At 53.1% G+C, this 13,259-nt stretch carries 11 protein-coding genes and 1 pseudogene; 7 read left to right on the forward strand and 5 right to left on the reverse strand.

Translation table 11 applies throughout. The features are described 5' to 3' along the window. Positions 1-228: 228 nt before the first annotated feature. Positions 229-1,686 carry a DEAD/DEAH box helicase gene (locus H7U12_RS11975; RefSeq protein WP_186638083.1) on the forward strand — a complete coding sequence of 486 codons (1,458 nt, stop codon included), beginning with the start codon at positions 229-231 and terminating at the stop codon, positions 1,684-1,686. Positions 1,687-1,849: 163 nt separating this feature from the next. Here the strand turns inward: H7U12_RS11975 and H7U12_RS11980 are convergent, their stop codons facing one another. From H7U12_RS11980 to H7U12_RS11990, 3 genes are all read right to left on the reverse strand, one after another. Beyond that, the gene (locus H7U12_RS11980; RefSeq protein WP_241749334.1) at positions 1,850-2,224 is read right to left on the reverse strand and encodes a hypothetical protein; all 375 of its coding nucleotides are present in this window, start codon (positions 2,222-2,224) and stop codon (positions 1,850-1,852) included. A gap of 249 nt (positions 2,225-2,473) precedes the next feature. After that, the gene (upp, locus tag H7U12_RS11985; protein ID WP_186638084.1) at positions 2,474-3,127 is read right to left on the reverse strand and encodes a uracil phosphoribosyltransferase; all 654 of its coding nucleotides are present in this window, start codon (positions 3,125-3,127) and stop codon (positions 2,474-2,476) included. Next, complete coding sequence (locus H7U12_RS11990; RefSeq protein ID WP_186638087.1) at positions 3,082-4,044, reverse strand: GNAT family N-acetyltransferase; 963 nt, start codon at positions 4,042-4,044, stop codon at positions 3,082-3,084. Before H7U12_RS11990 ends, upp begins: the two co-directional genes overlap by 46 nt. 223 nt (positions 4,045-4,267) lie before the next feature. On the opposite strand from H7U12_RS11990, the gene H7U12_RS11995 reads away from it, so the two are divergent. The 6 genes and pseudogenes from H7U12_RS11995 to H7U12_RS12020 form a co-directional block, all read left to right on the forward strand. Continuing rightward, entirely contained in the window at positions 4,268-5,959 is a 1,692-nt protein-coding gene (locus H7U12_RS11995; protein ID WP_186638090.1) for a hypothetical protein, read from the forward strand. Between the two features lie 276 nt (positions 5,960-6,235). Beyond that, positions 6,236-8,068 carry an ABC transporter ATP-binding protein gene (locus H7U12_RS12000; RefSeq protein ID WP_186638092.1) on the forward strand — a complete coding sequence of 611 codons (1,833 nt, stop codon included), beginning with the start codon at positions 6,236-6,238 and terminating at the stop codon, positions 8,066-8,068. Positions 8,069-8,715: 647 nt separating this feature from the next. Then, positions 8,716-9,213 (forward strand): hypothetical protein, encoded by a 498-nt coding sequence (locus H7U12_RS12005; protein ID WP_186638094.1) that lies wholly within the window; start codon positions 8,716-8,718, stop codon positions 9,211-9,213. 3 nt (positions 9,214-9,216) lie between these two features. Beyond that, a complete protein-coding gene (gene lpcA / locus H7U12_RS12010; RefSeq protein WP_186638105.1) occupies positions 9,217-9,801 on the forward strand; it encodes a D-sedoheptulose 7-phosphate isomerase in 585 nt (194 codons plus the stop codon). A 53-nt stretch (positions 9,802-9,854) separates the two neighbouring features. Continuing rightward, entirely contained in the window at positions 9,855-10,532 is a 678-nt protein-coding gene (locus H7U12_RS12015) for a hypothetical protein (RefSeq protein WP_186638108.1), read from the forward strand. Positions 10,533-10,819: 287 nt separating this feature from the next. Beyond that, positions 10,820-11,884: pseudogene (locus H7U12_RS12020) on the forward strand (YifB family Mg chelatase-like AAA ATPase); the annotation flags it as partial. Positions 11,885-12,036: 152 nt separating this feature from the next. Here the strand turns inward: H7U12_RS12020 and H7U12_RS12025 are convergent. Beyond that, positions 12,037-12,426, reverse strand: a complete 390-nt coding sequence (locus H7U12_RS12025) for a hypothetical protein (RefSeq protein ID WP_186638110.1) — start codon at positions 12,424-12,426, stop codon at positions 12,037-12,039. A 116-nt stretch (positions 12,427-12,542) separates the two neighbouring features. Continuing rightward, positions 12,543-12,938: a hypothetical protein gene (locus H7U12_RS12030; protein ID WP_186638112.1), complete on the reverse strand. Its 396-nt coding sequence runs from the start codon at positions 12,936-12,938 to the stop codon at positions 12,543-12,545. Positions 12,939-13,259: the final 321 nt, after the last annotated feature.

A 13,259-nucleotide genomic window follows, 5' to 3' on the forward strand; every position in this document is an offset into this window, starting at 1 on the left:
GCCAAGCAGTTGTAAACCTGTGCGATTTTGAAAAACTCACCGAGTTTTCCTTTTCGGAAACAAGACTTACCCTCTGATACACCGCTAATCCCCAGACCTCGTAGTGCCCGGAGGTCCTGCGAGTGTCTCTGCGAAAAGCTTTTCCCGGCTCTTTTCCCAAAATCGGCTTAAAAACGTATTACAGGAGAGAACGATAGAGACAAATCTCAATTCCGTACCTTTGCACCGATGATAGAAGAAGAAAACGAAAATCTTGCCCCGGAGCAGGATGAAACCATAGCCTCTGAGGCGACAGAGGAAACCTCGGCAGAAGAGCAGGAGGAGCAAGAAGAAGCACCCCAACCCAGCTTCGAGGATTTCAAGCTGAACAAGCAGCTTTTGAACGCCATCGCGGAGTTGGGCTTCCAGAAACCCACGCCGGTGCAGCAGAAAACCATTCCGCTGGCCATGGCCGGGCATGATGTGATGGGTATTGCGCAGACGGGCACGGGCAAAACCGGCGCGTACACGCTGCCGCTGCTCATGAAAGTGAAGTACGCGCAGGGCAAACACCCGCGCGCCCTCATTCTGGCGCCCACCCGCGAGCTGGTGATGCAGATTGAGGAGCACATCCAGAAATTCAGCGCGTACTTAGACGTGCGTACCGTGGGCATCTACGGTGGCGTAGGCCCAAAAACCCAGATTGAGCGCATTCAGGCCGGGGTTGACATTCTCGTGGCCACGCCCGGCCGGCTCATGGACATTTACCGCAAAGGCGAACTGCACCTGAAAGAACTCAAAACGCTGGTGCTGGACGAGGCCGACAAGATGATGGACATGGGCTTCATGCCCCAGATCAGGCAGATTTTGGAGATTATCCCCCGGAAACGGCAGAACCTGCTGTTCTCGGCCACCATGCACGAGCGGGTGCACACCCTTTCTGAGGAGTTCCTGGAGTTCCCGATGGTGGTGGAAGTCACGCCGCAGGCCACGCCGGTGGAGACGGTGAGCCAGAAATTATTCCAGGTGCCTAACCTCCGCACCAAGATCGCGCTGCTGGAGTATTTGTTCAAAGACCGGGAAACGTTTAACCGCGTCATGATTTTCACCCGCTCCAAAACCAACGCCGACAATGTGAGTTCCTTTCTGGACCGCAAAGGCGAGGGCGGCGTGCGCGTGGTGCACGGCAACAAAGGCCAGAACACGCGCATCAACGCCGTGGAAGCGTTCAGAGAAGGTGAAGTGCGCTATTTAGTGGCAACTGATGTGGCGGCCCGTGGCATCGATATCAATGACGTGAGCCACGTGATCAACTTCGATGTGCCCATTATCTACGAGGACTACGTGCACCGCATCGGGCGGACGGGCCGCGCCGAGCAGAAAGGCGCTTCCATCATCTTCGCCAACGAGGCCGAGATGCACCACATTGACCGCATTGAGAAGCTCATCAAGATGAAGATCCCGCAAGCGCCTATCCCGGAGGAAGTGCGCGTGTACGAGACCCCGTTCGAGGAGCAGCAGGTCATCGACCGCGAACTGGACAACCAGCGCCGTCGCGATGACCCGGATTTCAAAGGCGCGTTCCACGAGAAAAAAGCCCGTCCGCAGTACGAGAACAAAGGCAAAGGCGAGAAAGTGAGAGACCTGAAGAAAGCCGGCTGGAAGAAAACCAAAGCCGGGGGCGGCAGCAAACGCAAAAGCCGATAAGTTGATAGCTGATTGTTGATTGTTTTTAGAAAATCGGGATCTACTTTTAGCCCGATTTTCTAAAAACAGGCGTAAAATGGAAGAGCCGCTTAGGAAACTAAGCGGCTCTTCCATTTTATATTAGGTATGCTGGAGAAAACAATCAGCAATGAACCATTAGCCACTACTTCAGGAACTGCAGGAAAGGCAGGTGGCTTAACTTGAAGAGCGTGAGGGTGACGGCAAAGCCCCAGAAGACGGCGCTCCAGAGCATGTGCAGCATGATGCGGCTTTTGGAGACGCCCAGCACGGTGGCCAGCACGGTACCTACAATGGGCGTGAACAGCACCGGCGTGAGGAAAGCGATGCCCGACATGCCAAACCGTTTCCAGACGGAGACAATCCGGCGGTTCTTCTTGCTGAACATGGGTTTGTTTTTAGCCCGCTGGCGCGCCACGTACCGGTCATGCACCGCTGAGCCTATCCAGGAAAACAAGAACACGCTGGTCATCATGCCCGCCACGGTCAGGCATAAGGTGGCCCAGAAGGATAACCCCATAGTCAACCCCACCAATGGGCCGCCAAAGAACTTGACAGCACTCAGCAGATAAACAGAAATATATTTAAGAACAGCAGCAATCATACAGCCTTCGGCATAGCGGTTACATCCAACACGAGATTCTCTTTCAATGTATCGTTAATCCCCTCACGAAAAGAGATTTACGGGCCTGTTCCGGTCAATACACCATAGTACTAACGAACCTTAGCTCACATCTATTAGAGCAAAAAAAACTATTTATTGTATTTTTTAACTTTTGGCCCCGAAAGCCAGATCTCCGGCATCGCCCAGGCCGGGCACAATATAGGCGTTTTCGTTCAGTTGCTCATCCATGGCGCCCAGCCAAAGCTCGGCCTCCGGAATCTGCTCGTGCACGTGCGCCACTCCCTCGGGGCTGGCAATGATGGCGGCAATGATGATCCGCTTGGGAGTGCCAAACCGCAGCATGTCTTTGTAGGTCAATACCAGAGACTTACCCGTGGCCAGCATGGGATCTACCAGAATCAGGATCTTGTCTTCCAGGTGCGGGGTGGCCATGTAGTCTAAGTGCACCGACAGCTGCCGGGCTCCTTCTACCCGGTACGCGCCCACAAATGCACAGGTAGCCCGGTCAAAATAGTTGAGGAAGCCCTGGTGGAACGGCAAACCGGCCCGCAGCACCGTGGCCAGCACCGGGAACTCCTGCAACAAGGTTTGCTGCGTCTGGGCCAGGGGCGTCTGGATGGTCTGCTCTGCATACGGCAGCGTTTCCGAGATTTTGTAGGCCATCACCTCGCCCAGGCGCTCCAGGTTGCGCCGGAAACGCAGGCTGTCACTCTGGACCGTCACGTCCCGCAATTCAGAGATGAAATGATTGGCTAGCGAAGGTGTCTGGCTAAGAATGAAAAGACGGTTGGAGTCCATTGCAGGGCAGATAAGTTAGATTGGAGGCTTAAAGATACATACGAGACGGGCTGCGCGCCAAAACCAGCGTAAAAATTCGCCACGCCGGGCACTTCGCTGCCTTCAAAGTCAAAGGTTTTGCCGGAGCCGGCCGCGCGCTGGATCAGCTGGTCCAGAAGATAAGCCATAGCGTTTTGTTGGCGGCCCCGGGCAGAACTGGCCCCAAACAGGAACGTGATCCGGTCTGGGGTAGTCAGCATAAACGCCGCCGCCAGAAGATTATTCCCGCTCCGAACTTCCCACACCTGTCCTGCTTTTTCTTGCCGGGCCCGGTCATGCAGCGCTACTAGTCTCTGATAGTGCCGGCTCCGTAGCTCGGGCAGTTCCTGGCCTTTGGTGCTTCTAAACAGTTCTATGAGGGCAGTGATGGACGCGGTGGGCTGTAAAGTGAACGGCTCCTTGTGGGCTTTCTGAAGGTTCCGCCGCAGGTTGGAAGAGTAGTTCTGCCGCAGGGCCGCATAGTCAGGTGTCAAGGATAACTCGTAATTAGGCCGGAGGCGCCAAAACCAGGTTTCCGGCAAAGCCGATGGATTGATTGAGGCGAGCGGCATCTGGTACTGCCCTCGGGGGTAAGCAGCAGTCAAAACGTTGAGGTACTCTTCTACGGTGCGGTGTTGGCTGGTTGGGGTAAGTACCAAACCCAACTGCTGCGTGAACAGAGGCTGGTACACGCTCGCCTGACCCAACCGCCGCCGGACGGGCACCGGAAACAGCGACACGTATTCTTCGCCCTGCATTTCCACCAAAGCTGCCCACTGGCCGGCGCACACGGCCTCCAGGTACCAGAACTGCACGTATACCAACGGCTGATGCGCTTTCTGCAGGCAAGTTTTCCAGCGGGTTTCGTTTAAGGCATCTCGGCGCAGCAAGTGTATCATCTCAGAGGCAAGATACTGTTTTCAAGATTCTTTTGGCGCAAGAGCGGCCCGGCGGCGGGAAGGAAAAGAGCGTTTTGGGGCCATTTTCCGGAAAAGGGGCCTAAAGAAGAAACTCCTCCCGCTCCCGGAACGCAAAACGCCTCCGCCCGCAGGCAACCCAAGGGGCCCCGGAAGAGTACACGGTCAAAATTCCACTAACTTCGCGTATTCAACTCCTATTTATATGAGAAAAACTTACCGTCTGCTGTCGGGGCTACTTTTTCTGGCGGGTGCCGCCCAGGCCCAGGATGCCACCGTGCCCTTAAACCAGGATGTTTACCGCGTCATTGACCGTTACCATATCAAGCAGAACACCGAGGACCTGCACACCTCGTTCAAACCCTACGGCCGCGCCCGCGTGGCCCGGCTGGGCGAAGCGGCGCGTCAGGAGTCGATGACCGGCTCGGCCACCGATGAGTACAACGTCAACTATCTCCTCAACGATAACTGGAACTACACCCGCAATTCCCGCACCAACGAGAGCCAGCGCTCTTTGGGGCCGTTTTTCCAAAACAAGACCGATTTCTACCACTATGAGAGCCCCGAGTTCACCTTGCGGGTGAACCCGGTCATCGGTTTACAGGCCGGCAAAGACACTGACTCAGATGGTTTGCGCTACATCAACACGCGCGGCTTACAGGTAGAAGGCTCCATTGACGAGAAACTGGGCTTCTACACCTTCCTAGCCGATAACCAGGTGAAACTGCCCGACCACGTGAACCAACGGGTGCGCCGCGACAACATTGTGCCGCACGAAGCCTACTGGAAAACCTTCGGGACGGGCGGCTATGACTTTTTCTCGGCCCGAGGCTACGTCAATTACGCGGCCACCAAGCACATCAACGTGATGCTGGGCCATGACCGCAACTTCATAGGCAACGGATTCCGGTCCATGATCCTGTCAGATTATGCGGCCCCGTATTTCTTCCTGAAGCTGCAGACCCAGATCTGGAAACTGCAATACACCAACCTCTACGCCGAGCTCACCCAGGACTTTGAGCGCGCTGACCAGCTGTACGACAAAAAGTACATGACCCTGCACCACCTCAGCGTAAACATTTTGCCTAACCTGAACGTGGGCGTGTTTGAGTCGGTGATCTTTGGGCGGGACCACGGTCGGTTTGAGTTGCAGTACCTGAACCCGGTTATCTTCTACCGCAGCATTGAGCAGGGTCTGGGCTCAGAAGACAACGCCCTCTTGGGGATGGATTTCAAGTGGAACATCTACAACCGCGTGCAGCTGTACGGCCAGGCCGTGCTGGATGAATTCCTGATCAGTGAACTGCGGGCCGGCAACGGCTGGTGGGGAAACAAATTCGCCTTGCAGGGCGGCGCCAAGTACATCGATGCCTTCGGGGTGTCCAATCTGGATCTGCAGGGAGAACTTAACCTGGCCCGGCCTTACACCTACCAGCACGAAGATGCGTCTAAAAACTACCAGCACTATCTGCAACCGCTAGCGCACCCCATGGGCGCCAACCTGGCCGAGGCCGTGGCCATTGTGCGCTACCAGCCGCTGCCTAAGTTAACGCTTACCGGCAAAGCCATTGTCACCCGCTACGGCCAGGACCCGGAGCCCACCGTAGACCCGACAAACCCGGAAGGCGGCACCATTGACTATAATTACGGCGGCAACGTCCTGAAACCTTACACCACCCGCCCCGGCGATTACGGCTTTAAGATTGGCAGCGGCGTCACCACTGATCAGGTCTACGGCGAGGCCACTGCTTCCTTCCAGCTGATGTACAACATGTTTCTGGACGTGACCCAGGTCGTGCGCCGCGCCAATGCAGACGATAACCGGTTCGACCAGAACAACGCGTTCACGGCCGTGTCTTTCCGGTGGAACATCCCGCAACGCACGCATGAGTTTTAATCGCGTTAACGGTAGGGGCAATCCCTTGTGGTTGCCCTGAACGGAACTCAACGCCAAAGGGCAACCACAAGGGATTGCCCCTACCCGTGAGAATACCAAAATAAGGCAAAAAGAACTGCTCCATCTTTTTTGAAGCAGTCAGTAAACGCCAATGGCCTCCTTCTATCATAGAAAGGGGCCATTGGCGTTTTAGGCCCATTTTCAGAAAACTAGCCCATAAACACCTCCAACACAACGCATGCGGTTTCATTCCGGCAAAGCCGTACCTTTGTCGGAATGAAAACTTATTTCCGCATTCTATTCTTTGCGCGGCCGTTTAGCCAGTACGTTCCGTGGTACGCCATCGCCACGTTGCTGGCCACCATTTTCGGGGTGATGAACTTCACGTTGCTGGCCCCCCTGATGACGGTATTATTTGATCAGGTGGAAGCCCAGAAAGCACTTCCTACGGAGGCACCGACCTTCGCTTTCTCCTTTGACTGGCCCAAACAGTACTTCAACTTTTACTTCGGGCAGGTGGTGCAGACGCAGGGCACCATGGGCGCGCTCCGGTTCATCTGTCTGCTGCTGGTGTCATCTGTGCTGCTGGCCAACCTCTTCCGGTACATCGGGTTACGGATAGAAGGCGTGGTGCGGGCGCGGGTGGTGAAGAACCTGCGGCAACAGGTTTTTGAACGCCTGACCCAGCTGCAATTGGGCTTCTTCTCCAACCAGCGCAAAGGCAACATCATGTCTACGCTCACCAATGACGTGCAGGAGGTGGAAAACTCGGTGGTAAGTACTTTGAACGTGCTGTTCCGGGAGCCATTTCTGCTGATCGGGTACTTTGGGGTGCTGTTTTACCTCTCTCCGCAACTTACCTTCTTTAGCTTGCTCGTGCTTCCCATCTCGGGGCTGATCATCTCCAGCATCTCCAAAAAACTGAAGCGGCAGTCTACCCAGGGGCAAGACGCGCTGGGCTCCATCATGGGCATCATTGACGAAACCCTGAGCGGCCTGCGCGTAATCAAAGGCTTCAACGCGCAGCCCTACGTCATTGACAAGTTCAACCAGACCAACAACCGCTACGCCAACATCATCACCTCCATGAACAACAAGCGCAGTCTGGCCTCGCCGTTCTCTGAGTTCATGGGCGTGAGCGTGGTGGCGGGTATCCTGTACTTTGGCGGATCATTGGTATTATCCGGCGACACCGACCTGACCGGCCCCAAGCTGGTGGCGTACCTGGCCTTGTTCTCACAGGTGCTGGTACCGGTGAAAGCCATCTCCAATGCGTTCAGCAACATCCAGCGCGGGCTGGTGTCCGGGCAGCGGGTGCTTGCCCTCATTGACACCGAGCCGCTGATCCGGGACAAGCCCAATTCCCGGTCTTTACCAGAATTCACCCAGGAAATAGAGTTCAAGAACGTGGGCTTCCGGTACGCCGAGGACCCAATCTTGCAGGACATCAACCTGCGCATCCCCAAAGGGAAGACCATTGCGCTGGTAGGTCCCTCGGGCGGCGGAAAATCTACCCTGGCCGACCTACTCCCGCGTTTCTATGACCCCACCGAAGGTTCTATTACCATTGACGGACAAGACCTGCGCGATTGCTCCTTGTTCTCTGTGCGGGAGCAGATGGGCATTGTAACCCAGGAATCCATCCTGTTCAACGACACCATCTTCAACAACATCGCCTTCAACAAAACCGATGCCACCGAGGCCGAGGTCATTGCCGCCGCCAAGATCGCGAACGCCCACGAGTTCATCACGCAAAGCCCAGACGGCTACCAGACCGTAATTGGCGACCGGGGCAGCAAACTCTCCGGCGGCCAGCGCCAGCGCCTGAGCATCGCCCGCGCCATCCTCAAGAACCCGCCTATCTTGATCATGGACGAAGCCACCTCGGCCCTGGACACTGAGTCTGAGAAACTGGTGCAGGAAGCCTTGACCAACCTCATGAAGAACCGCACCTCCCTGGTGATAGCCCACCGCCTAAGCACCATCCAGCACGCCGACGAGATCATCGTCTTGCAGGGCGGCCGTATTGTGGAGCGCGGCAACCACGCCCACCTGGTGCAGCAAGGCGGCCTGTATTTCAAACTAACGCAGATGCAGCATACCTCTTAACAGTTTTCACTTGTAATTCAGAAGCCGTTTAGAGCCTTTTTTCATAAAATCAGGCTCTAAACGGCTTCTGGCTTTTCATGGTGTTTTGTTTTTCGAAACGTGAACCCACCCCTACCCCTCCGAGGAGGGGAGCATCAGATAATGAATCGAAATTAGAAACTGTTTAATATAACAAACGTGGTCTACCATCGCCCTTGCTGCGTGTTTTCACCAACAAGCGGAATGGCCCATACGTTTGGATTGTTGGTGAGAACACCAACAAAGGCAGCTATATAGCTGGTTCAAGTTTCCAACTTGGACCTAAAATGAGCTGAAGTTTGAAACTTCAGTGAGCCGTAAGGCTCAAAGTATGCAGTAATGTCAATGCCTTTAGAAGGAGCCAAACCATTGAAATAGAACCTAACGACCATACTCTCCCACGAGGGGAATGTCGCCTTGCATTGCTCACTTTCCTTTTACAAAACTCCTTATGTTATCTGATACTCCCCTCCTGGGAGGGGTAGGGGTGGGTTCGCCACAAACCAGCAAACCAAGGCGCTTCTCACGTCTCCTGGTTCGTCATCTTTGAGTCTTTCACAGCTATTTCCCGGCTTTTGCGTACAGGTTATAATATTCATTATTCTTAATGTTCATCAACCGGTACGCCTATGGAATCCTTTAAGAAGTTCGTAAATATTCTGGTGATGGTGTATTTGCTCATCGCCCTGCTGTTTCTGCTGCGTATCCTGAGTGTCTCTAAATTCGTGATGCTCTTTGACTTAGCCACCCACGCAGACTTTTTCAACCGGCTCCTGTGGGTGGGCGTGGTGTTGCTCCTGGCCGAACTCTTGGTAGAAAACGTGTATATTGCCACCCTGAAACGAAGCCTGGAGCGCGAAAGCCGGCTACACACCGAACTGAAGGCGAAGCACACCGAGTGGAAGGCGAAGCATTATGACCAGCAGCTGAAAGCTTCTGGCGCCCCGCTAATCCCCGAGCCAGACCCCGCCAGACCGGCCGCCGTTCCGCCGCAAACCAGCCCTCGGGCAGACACCGCCGCTAACCATGACGAGCAGCTCATCATCACGCCCGCTCCCATGCCGCCCACGTTGAACCCCGATGAAAACCCCAACCTGCCGCCGGCAGACCACCGGCCATTAGTTTAGTACATGACTACCTCTCCTTCTGCCCTTATTCTGCAGGAACTGCAACAAGCCCAACAGGTGCTGACCGATTTTCTGGCCCAGCCCGCCACTATTGCTTCTATTGAGGCCGCGGCGCAACTCATGGCCCAAAGCCTGAAAAACGGCGGCAAGATTCTTTCCTGCGGCAACGGAGGTTCCATGTGTGACGCCATGCACTTCGCCGAGGAACTCACCGGCCGCTACCGCGATGACCGGGCTCCCATGGCCGCCATCTCCATCTCAGATCCCAGCCACATGAGCTGCGTGATCAATGACTACGGCTACGACCATGTGTTCTCCCGCTACGTGCAGGCCTTGATCAGACCCGGCGACGTGCTGCTGGGCATCAGCACCAGCGGCAACTCGGCCAACGTGCTCAGAGCCGCCGAGGCGGCCCGCGCCCAGGGTGCCCACGTGGTGGTGCTGACCGGCAAAGACGGCGGCCAGTTGGCCCCGCTGAGCGATGTAGAGATCAGGGTGCCGCATTTCGGCTACGCCGATCGGATTCAGGAAATCCACATCAAAGTCATCCACATCCTCATTCTGCTGCTGGAAAAGCAAATGGCTTAACTTTTGACGGACTTGCCAAGAGCTCAGCAGAAAAAGAACTAATCTTTAAAAACATGCGAAATTCTCTAGTGATTTTCCTACTGGCTGGTTTTATGCTTTCTTGCCAAAACGAGGCTCAAAACAAGGAAACAGCCACCGCAGGGACTGGCGCAGAGGCTAGCCTTGGATCAGGAGATTCCACGCAAACCGAGTCTGCTGCTGCTGCTGCGCAGGACACCGCTTACCAGATCATTCCCGGTCAGCGCATCGGGCAGGTTACGCTGGGCGATTCTCCGGAGAAAGCATTTGCCGCTCTAGGCCCCTCTGATGCCGGTGATGCCGCCATGGGCAAATCCATTTCTACCTGGTACAGCAAAGAAAATGCGGCCCAAAAGCACCAACTGAATATCTACAGCGTGCGCGAGCGCACCGGCCTGCCAGATGAAACCGTGCGGGTGCACCAGGTGAGAATTACCTCTCCGCAGTTTACCCTCGCAGAAAACCATCTGAAAACCGGCAGCACACTCGCCCAGATCAGAAACCATTTCCCGCAGGTGACCCCGATTGCCTACTATACACCCCAAGGGCAGCAGCGGGCCTATGTGTATGATGCGGCAGAACAAGGCATCGCGTTTGAGATCACCGGCCCCGATAGCGTTTGCGTGGGCATTACCATTCACGTCACAGGCAGCGGCGCAACCGAAAGGTACTTACCTGTTCATGAAGGACTGGTTCAGCTGAACCAGAAGTAATCACGCTTTCTTACCTGGCCTGCGGTCCGTTTTCAGGCTGTTTTAGAAAAATCGGCTTCAAAACATACAACACAGGATCTTCTTTCTGCCTCCATTACTTGCGGGCAATGAGTTGGTATCAGCGGCTGCGCCGAATGTCAACGATTTCTGGCAGCAGCTTACCTGGAGCTTTGCCGTCTATGCAGAGGAAAGCACCGGCTCCAGCACAGAGCAGATGAAAGGAATTAATTCCGACGCATTTCTGTTGGACTGCTTAAGATAAATCCTATAAAATATTAGATTCCTCTATGCTTGTAAAAACCTTCGGAAGCGCCGTACAGGGCGTGAATGCCTTCACCATTACCATCGAAGTAAACGTATCGCCGGGGACCAAGTATTTTCTGGTGGGTCTGCCTGACAATGCCATCAAAGAAAGTGAGCAACGGATTGAGTCTGCCCTGAAGCACCACGGCTACCGGATGCCGCGCCAGAAAGTAGTCATCAACATGGCCCCGGCCAACGTGCGCAAAGAAGGCTCTGCCTATGATCTGCCCATTGCCCTGGGAATTCTGGCCGCCTCAGAACAGCTCCTTACCGATCATCTGGAACGATACCTCATCATGGGAGAACTAGCCCTGGACGGCGAAGTTCGGCCTATCAAAGGAGTGCTGCCCATTGCCATTCAGGCCCGCAAAGAAGGATTCAAAGGCATTATCCTGCCCCGGCAAAACACCCAGGAAGCGGCCATTGTGAACAATCTGGACGTGATTGGCGTGGCTAACCTGAAAGAGGCCATTGACTTTCTGCGCGGCGACCTGAAAATTGACCCCGTTAAGATAGATACCCGCGATCTGTTCCAAGTCACCATGCACCAATACACCGCCGACTTCGCCGATGTGCAGGGTCAGGAAAACATCAAGCGGGCGCTGGAGATAGCCGCGGCCGGCGGGCACAACGTGATTATGATCGGGCCGCCCGGCGCGGGGAAAACCATGCTGGCAAAACGCCTCCCGTCCATCTTGCCGCCGCTTACGCTGCACGAAGCCCTGGAAACCACCAAAATCCACTCGGTGGCCGGTAAACTGGGAGCGCAGAGTTCCCTGATGGCCCAACGTCCGTTCAGAGCGCCGCACCATACCATTTCAGACGTGGCGCTGGTGGGCGGCGGCGGCAATCCGCAGCCCGGCGAGATCTCGCTGTCGCACAACGGGGTGCTTTTCCTGGACGAGCTGCCCGAGTTCAAAAGGACGGTGCTGGAGGTGATGCGCCAACCGCTGGAGGAGCGGCGGGTGAGCATCTCACGGGCCCGGCTCACCATTGATTTTCCGGCTAATTTCATGTTGGTGGCCAGCATGAACCCGTGTCCGTGCGGTTGAAATTATATTACCTGTCAATTAGTTACGAAATTTAGTAGCAATTCAGTAACAGGCAATTAATCTCATACAAAACATAGAAAGGGAAAAAAATAAAAAAAGTGCAAGAACAATTTACAAGCACAACAAGGGAAAGCTTGAAGGCAGCGATCTTATGTGCAGCTTCCTATATGATTACGTAGATGTGTATACGCATAATAAAGCTTTGTTACTGCATCGTAGCGACAATCTGTCGCGGCTTTATAACATGGCTTCCGTTGTCTATTCATAGCTACAATCGCTAGACTATCAGCCCTCATCATTGCAATTTCACAAGTTTCACCCTTCCCCTCAATTAAAGAGCTGGAACCTTTATCAGATGATACTTCAACAGATTCCATCTTGGCGGAATCAGGAGAAAAGTCTGGTTGTGAATTAAGAGGTTCATCAGTTGTTTTTGTATTAGAAGAATTACTGTTTTCTACTAACTGAGTCTCACTTTGCTTTTCTGAACTACATGAGAGAGCCAAGAAACAAATAATGATGAGTAACGATGTTTTCATAACTTCTAAATTTTGATCAATAGCAGAATTGCCCCATAATACTTGTTAACTTATATACATATCATTCAAATTTATTATATAAAAAAAAGGGCCTTTAAAAATTAGGCCCTTTTTTCTTAGCAACTACCCAGGTGATTATGAACATTAGCTGTTGCAGTATAAAGCTTTGTATTATTATCATATTCACATTTTGTGGCAGCTCTCATACATGGCTTACCGTGATCTTGCATAAATACTCTAGCTCTGTCATTAGCTCTCCGCATAGCTTGGTCGCAATTTTCGCCCGTTTCACTAATGAGCGTCCCAAAAAACGCCTTATTTTTGAATTGAGTAGTGTCTGAGGTCATTTTTGTAGAATCAGTGGTAAAACCTGCTTCGTCACTGACAGTTTCTTCTGTACCTTGATTTGAATCAGATGCCGAAGCACTTTCCATTGATTCACTTCCATCAGGCTTTTCTGATGAGCAAGAAAAAGCAAAAGCACATAAAATAAGGAATAAGGATTTTTTCATAATATTTTTTTATTAATAGTTGAGAATCAAACATATATATTTTTATTTAATATTCAAAAAATATATATATGTTTTTTTTCATCTTACTGAAAAACAATTAATACTACTTACAATGAAAATGAAACTAATTGAAACGGCCTCTTTTCCAGCAATCATAAATCCCAATGACTGCATACTGCCCGTGCCGTTGAAACAGCACTGATAATAAGCAACTTACAACTACATAGTAACATTATTGTAACAGACATTCCTTTCTAAACAGAGTATAAATCAGTAAACATTTTTAAAATTTTTACTTATGAGCTTCTACATCTACCAAGC

The organism is Rufibacter sediminis, assembly GCF_014269285.1.
In the GTDB taxonomy this organism is placed as follows: Bacteria; Bacteroidota; Bacteroidia; order Cytophagales; family Hymenobacteraceae; genus Nibribacter; species Nibribacter sediminis.

Bases quoted from the DNA above. Each gene is read 5' to 3' on its own strand.
- H7U12_RS11975 (WP_186638083.1), top strand. From the start codon at position 229: ATGATAGAAGAAGAAAACGAAAATCTTGCCCCGGAGCAGGATGAAACC.
- H7U12_RS11980 (WP_241749334.1), bottom strand. From the start codon at position 2,224: ATGGGGTTATCCTTCTGGGCCACCTTATGCCTGACCGTGGCGGGCATG.
- upp (WP_186638084.1), bottom strand. From the start codon at position 3,127: ATGGACTCCAACCGTCTTTTCATTCTTAGCCAGACACCTTCGCTAGCC.
- H7U12_RS11990 (WP_186638087.1), bottom strand. From the start codon at position 4,044: ATGATACACTTGCTGCGCCGAGATGCCTTAAACGAAACCCGCTGGAAA.
- H7U12_RS11995 (WP_186638090.1), top strand. From the start codon at position 4,268: ATGAGAAAAACTTACCGTCTGCTGTCGGGGCTACTTTTTCTGGCGGGT.
- H7U12_RS12000 (WP_186638092.1), top strand. From the start codon at position 6,236: ATGAAAACTTATTTCCGCATTCTATTCTTTGCGCGGCCGTTTAGCCAG.
- H7U12_RS12005 (WP_186638094.1), top strand. From the start codon at position 8,716: ATGGAATCCTTTAAGAAGTTCGTAAATATTCTGGTGATGGTGTATTTG.
- lpcA (WP_186638105.1), top strand. From the start codon at position 9,217: ATGACTACCTCTCCTTCTGCCCTTATTCTGCAGGAACTGCAACAAGCC.
- H7U12_RS12015 (WP_186638108.1), top strand. From the start codon at position 9,855: ATGCGAAATTCTCTAGTGATTTTCCTACTGGCTGGTTTTATGCTTTCT.
- H7U12_RS12025 (WP_186638110.1), bottom strand. From the start codon at position 12,426: ATGAAAACATCGTTACTCATCATTATTTGTTTCTTGGCTCTCTCATGT.
- H7U12_RS12030 (WP_186638112.1), bottom strand. From the start codon at position 12,938: ATGAAAAAATCCTTATTCCTTATTTTATGTGCTTTTGCTTTTTCTTGC.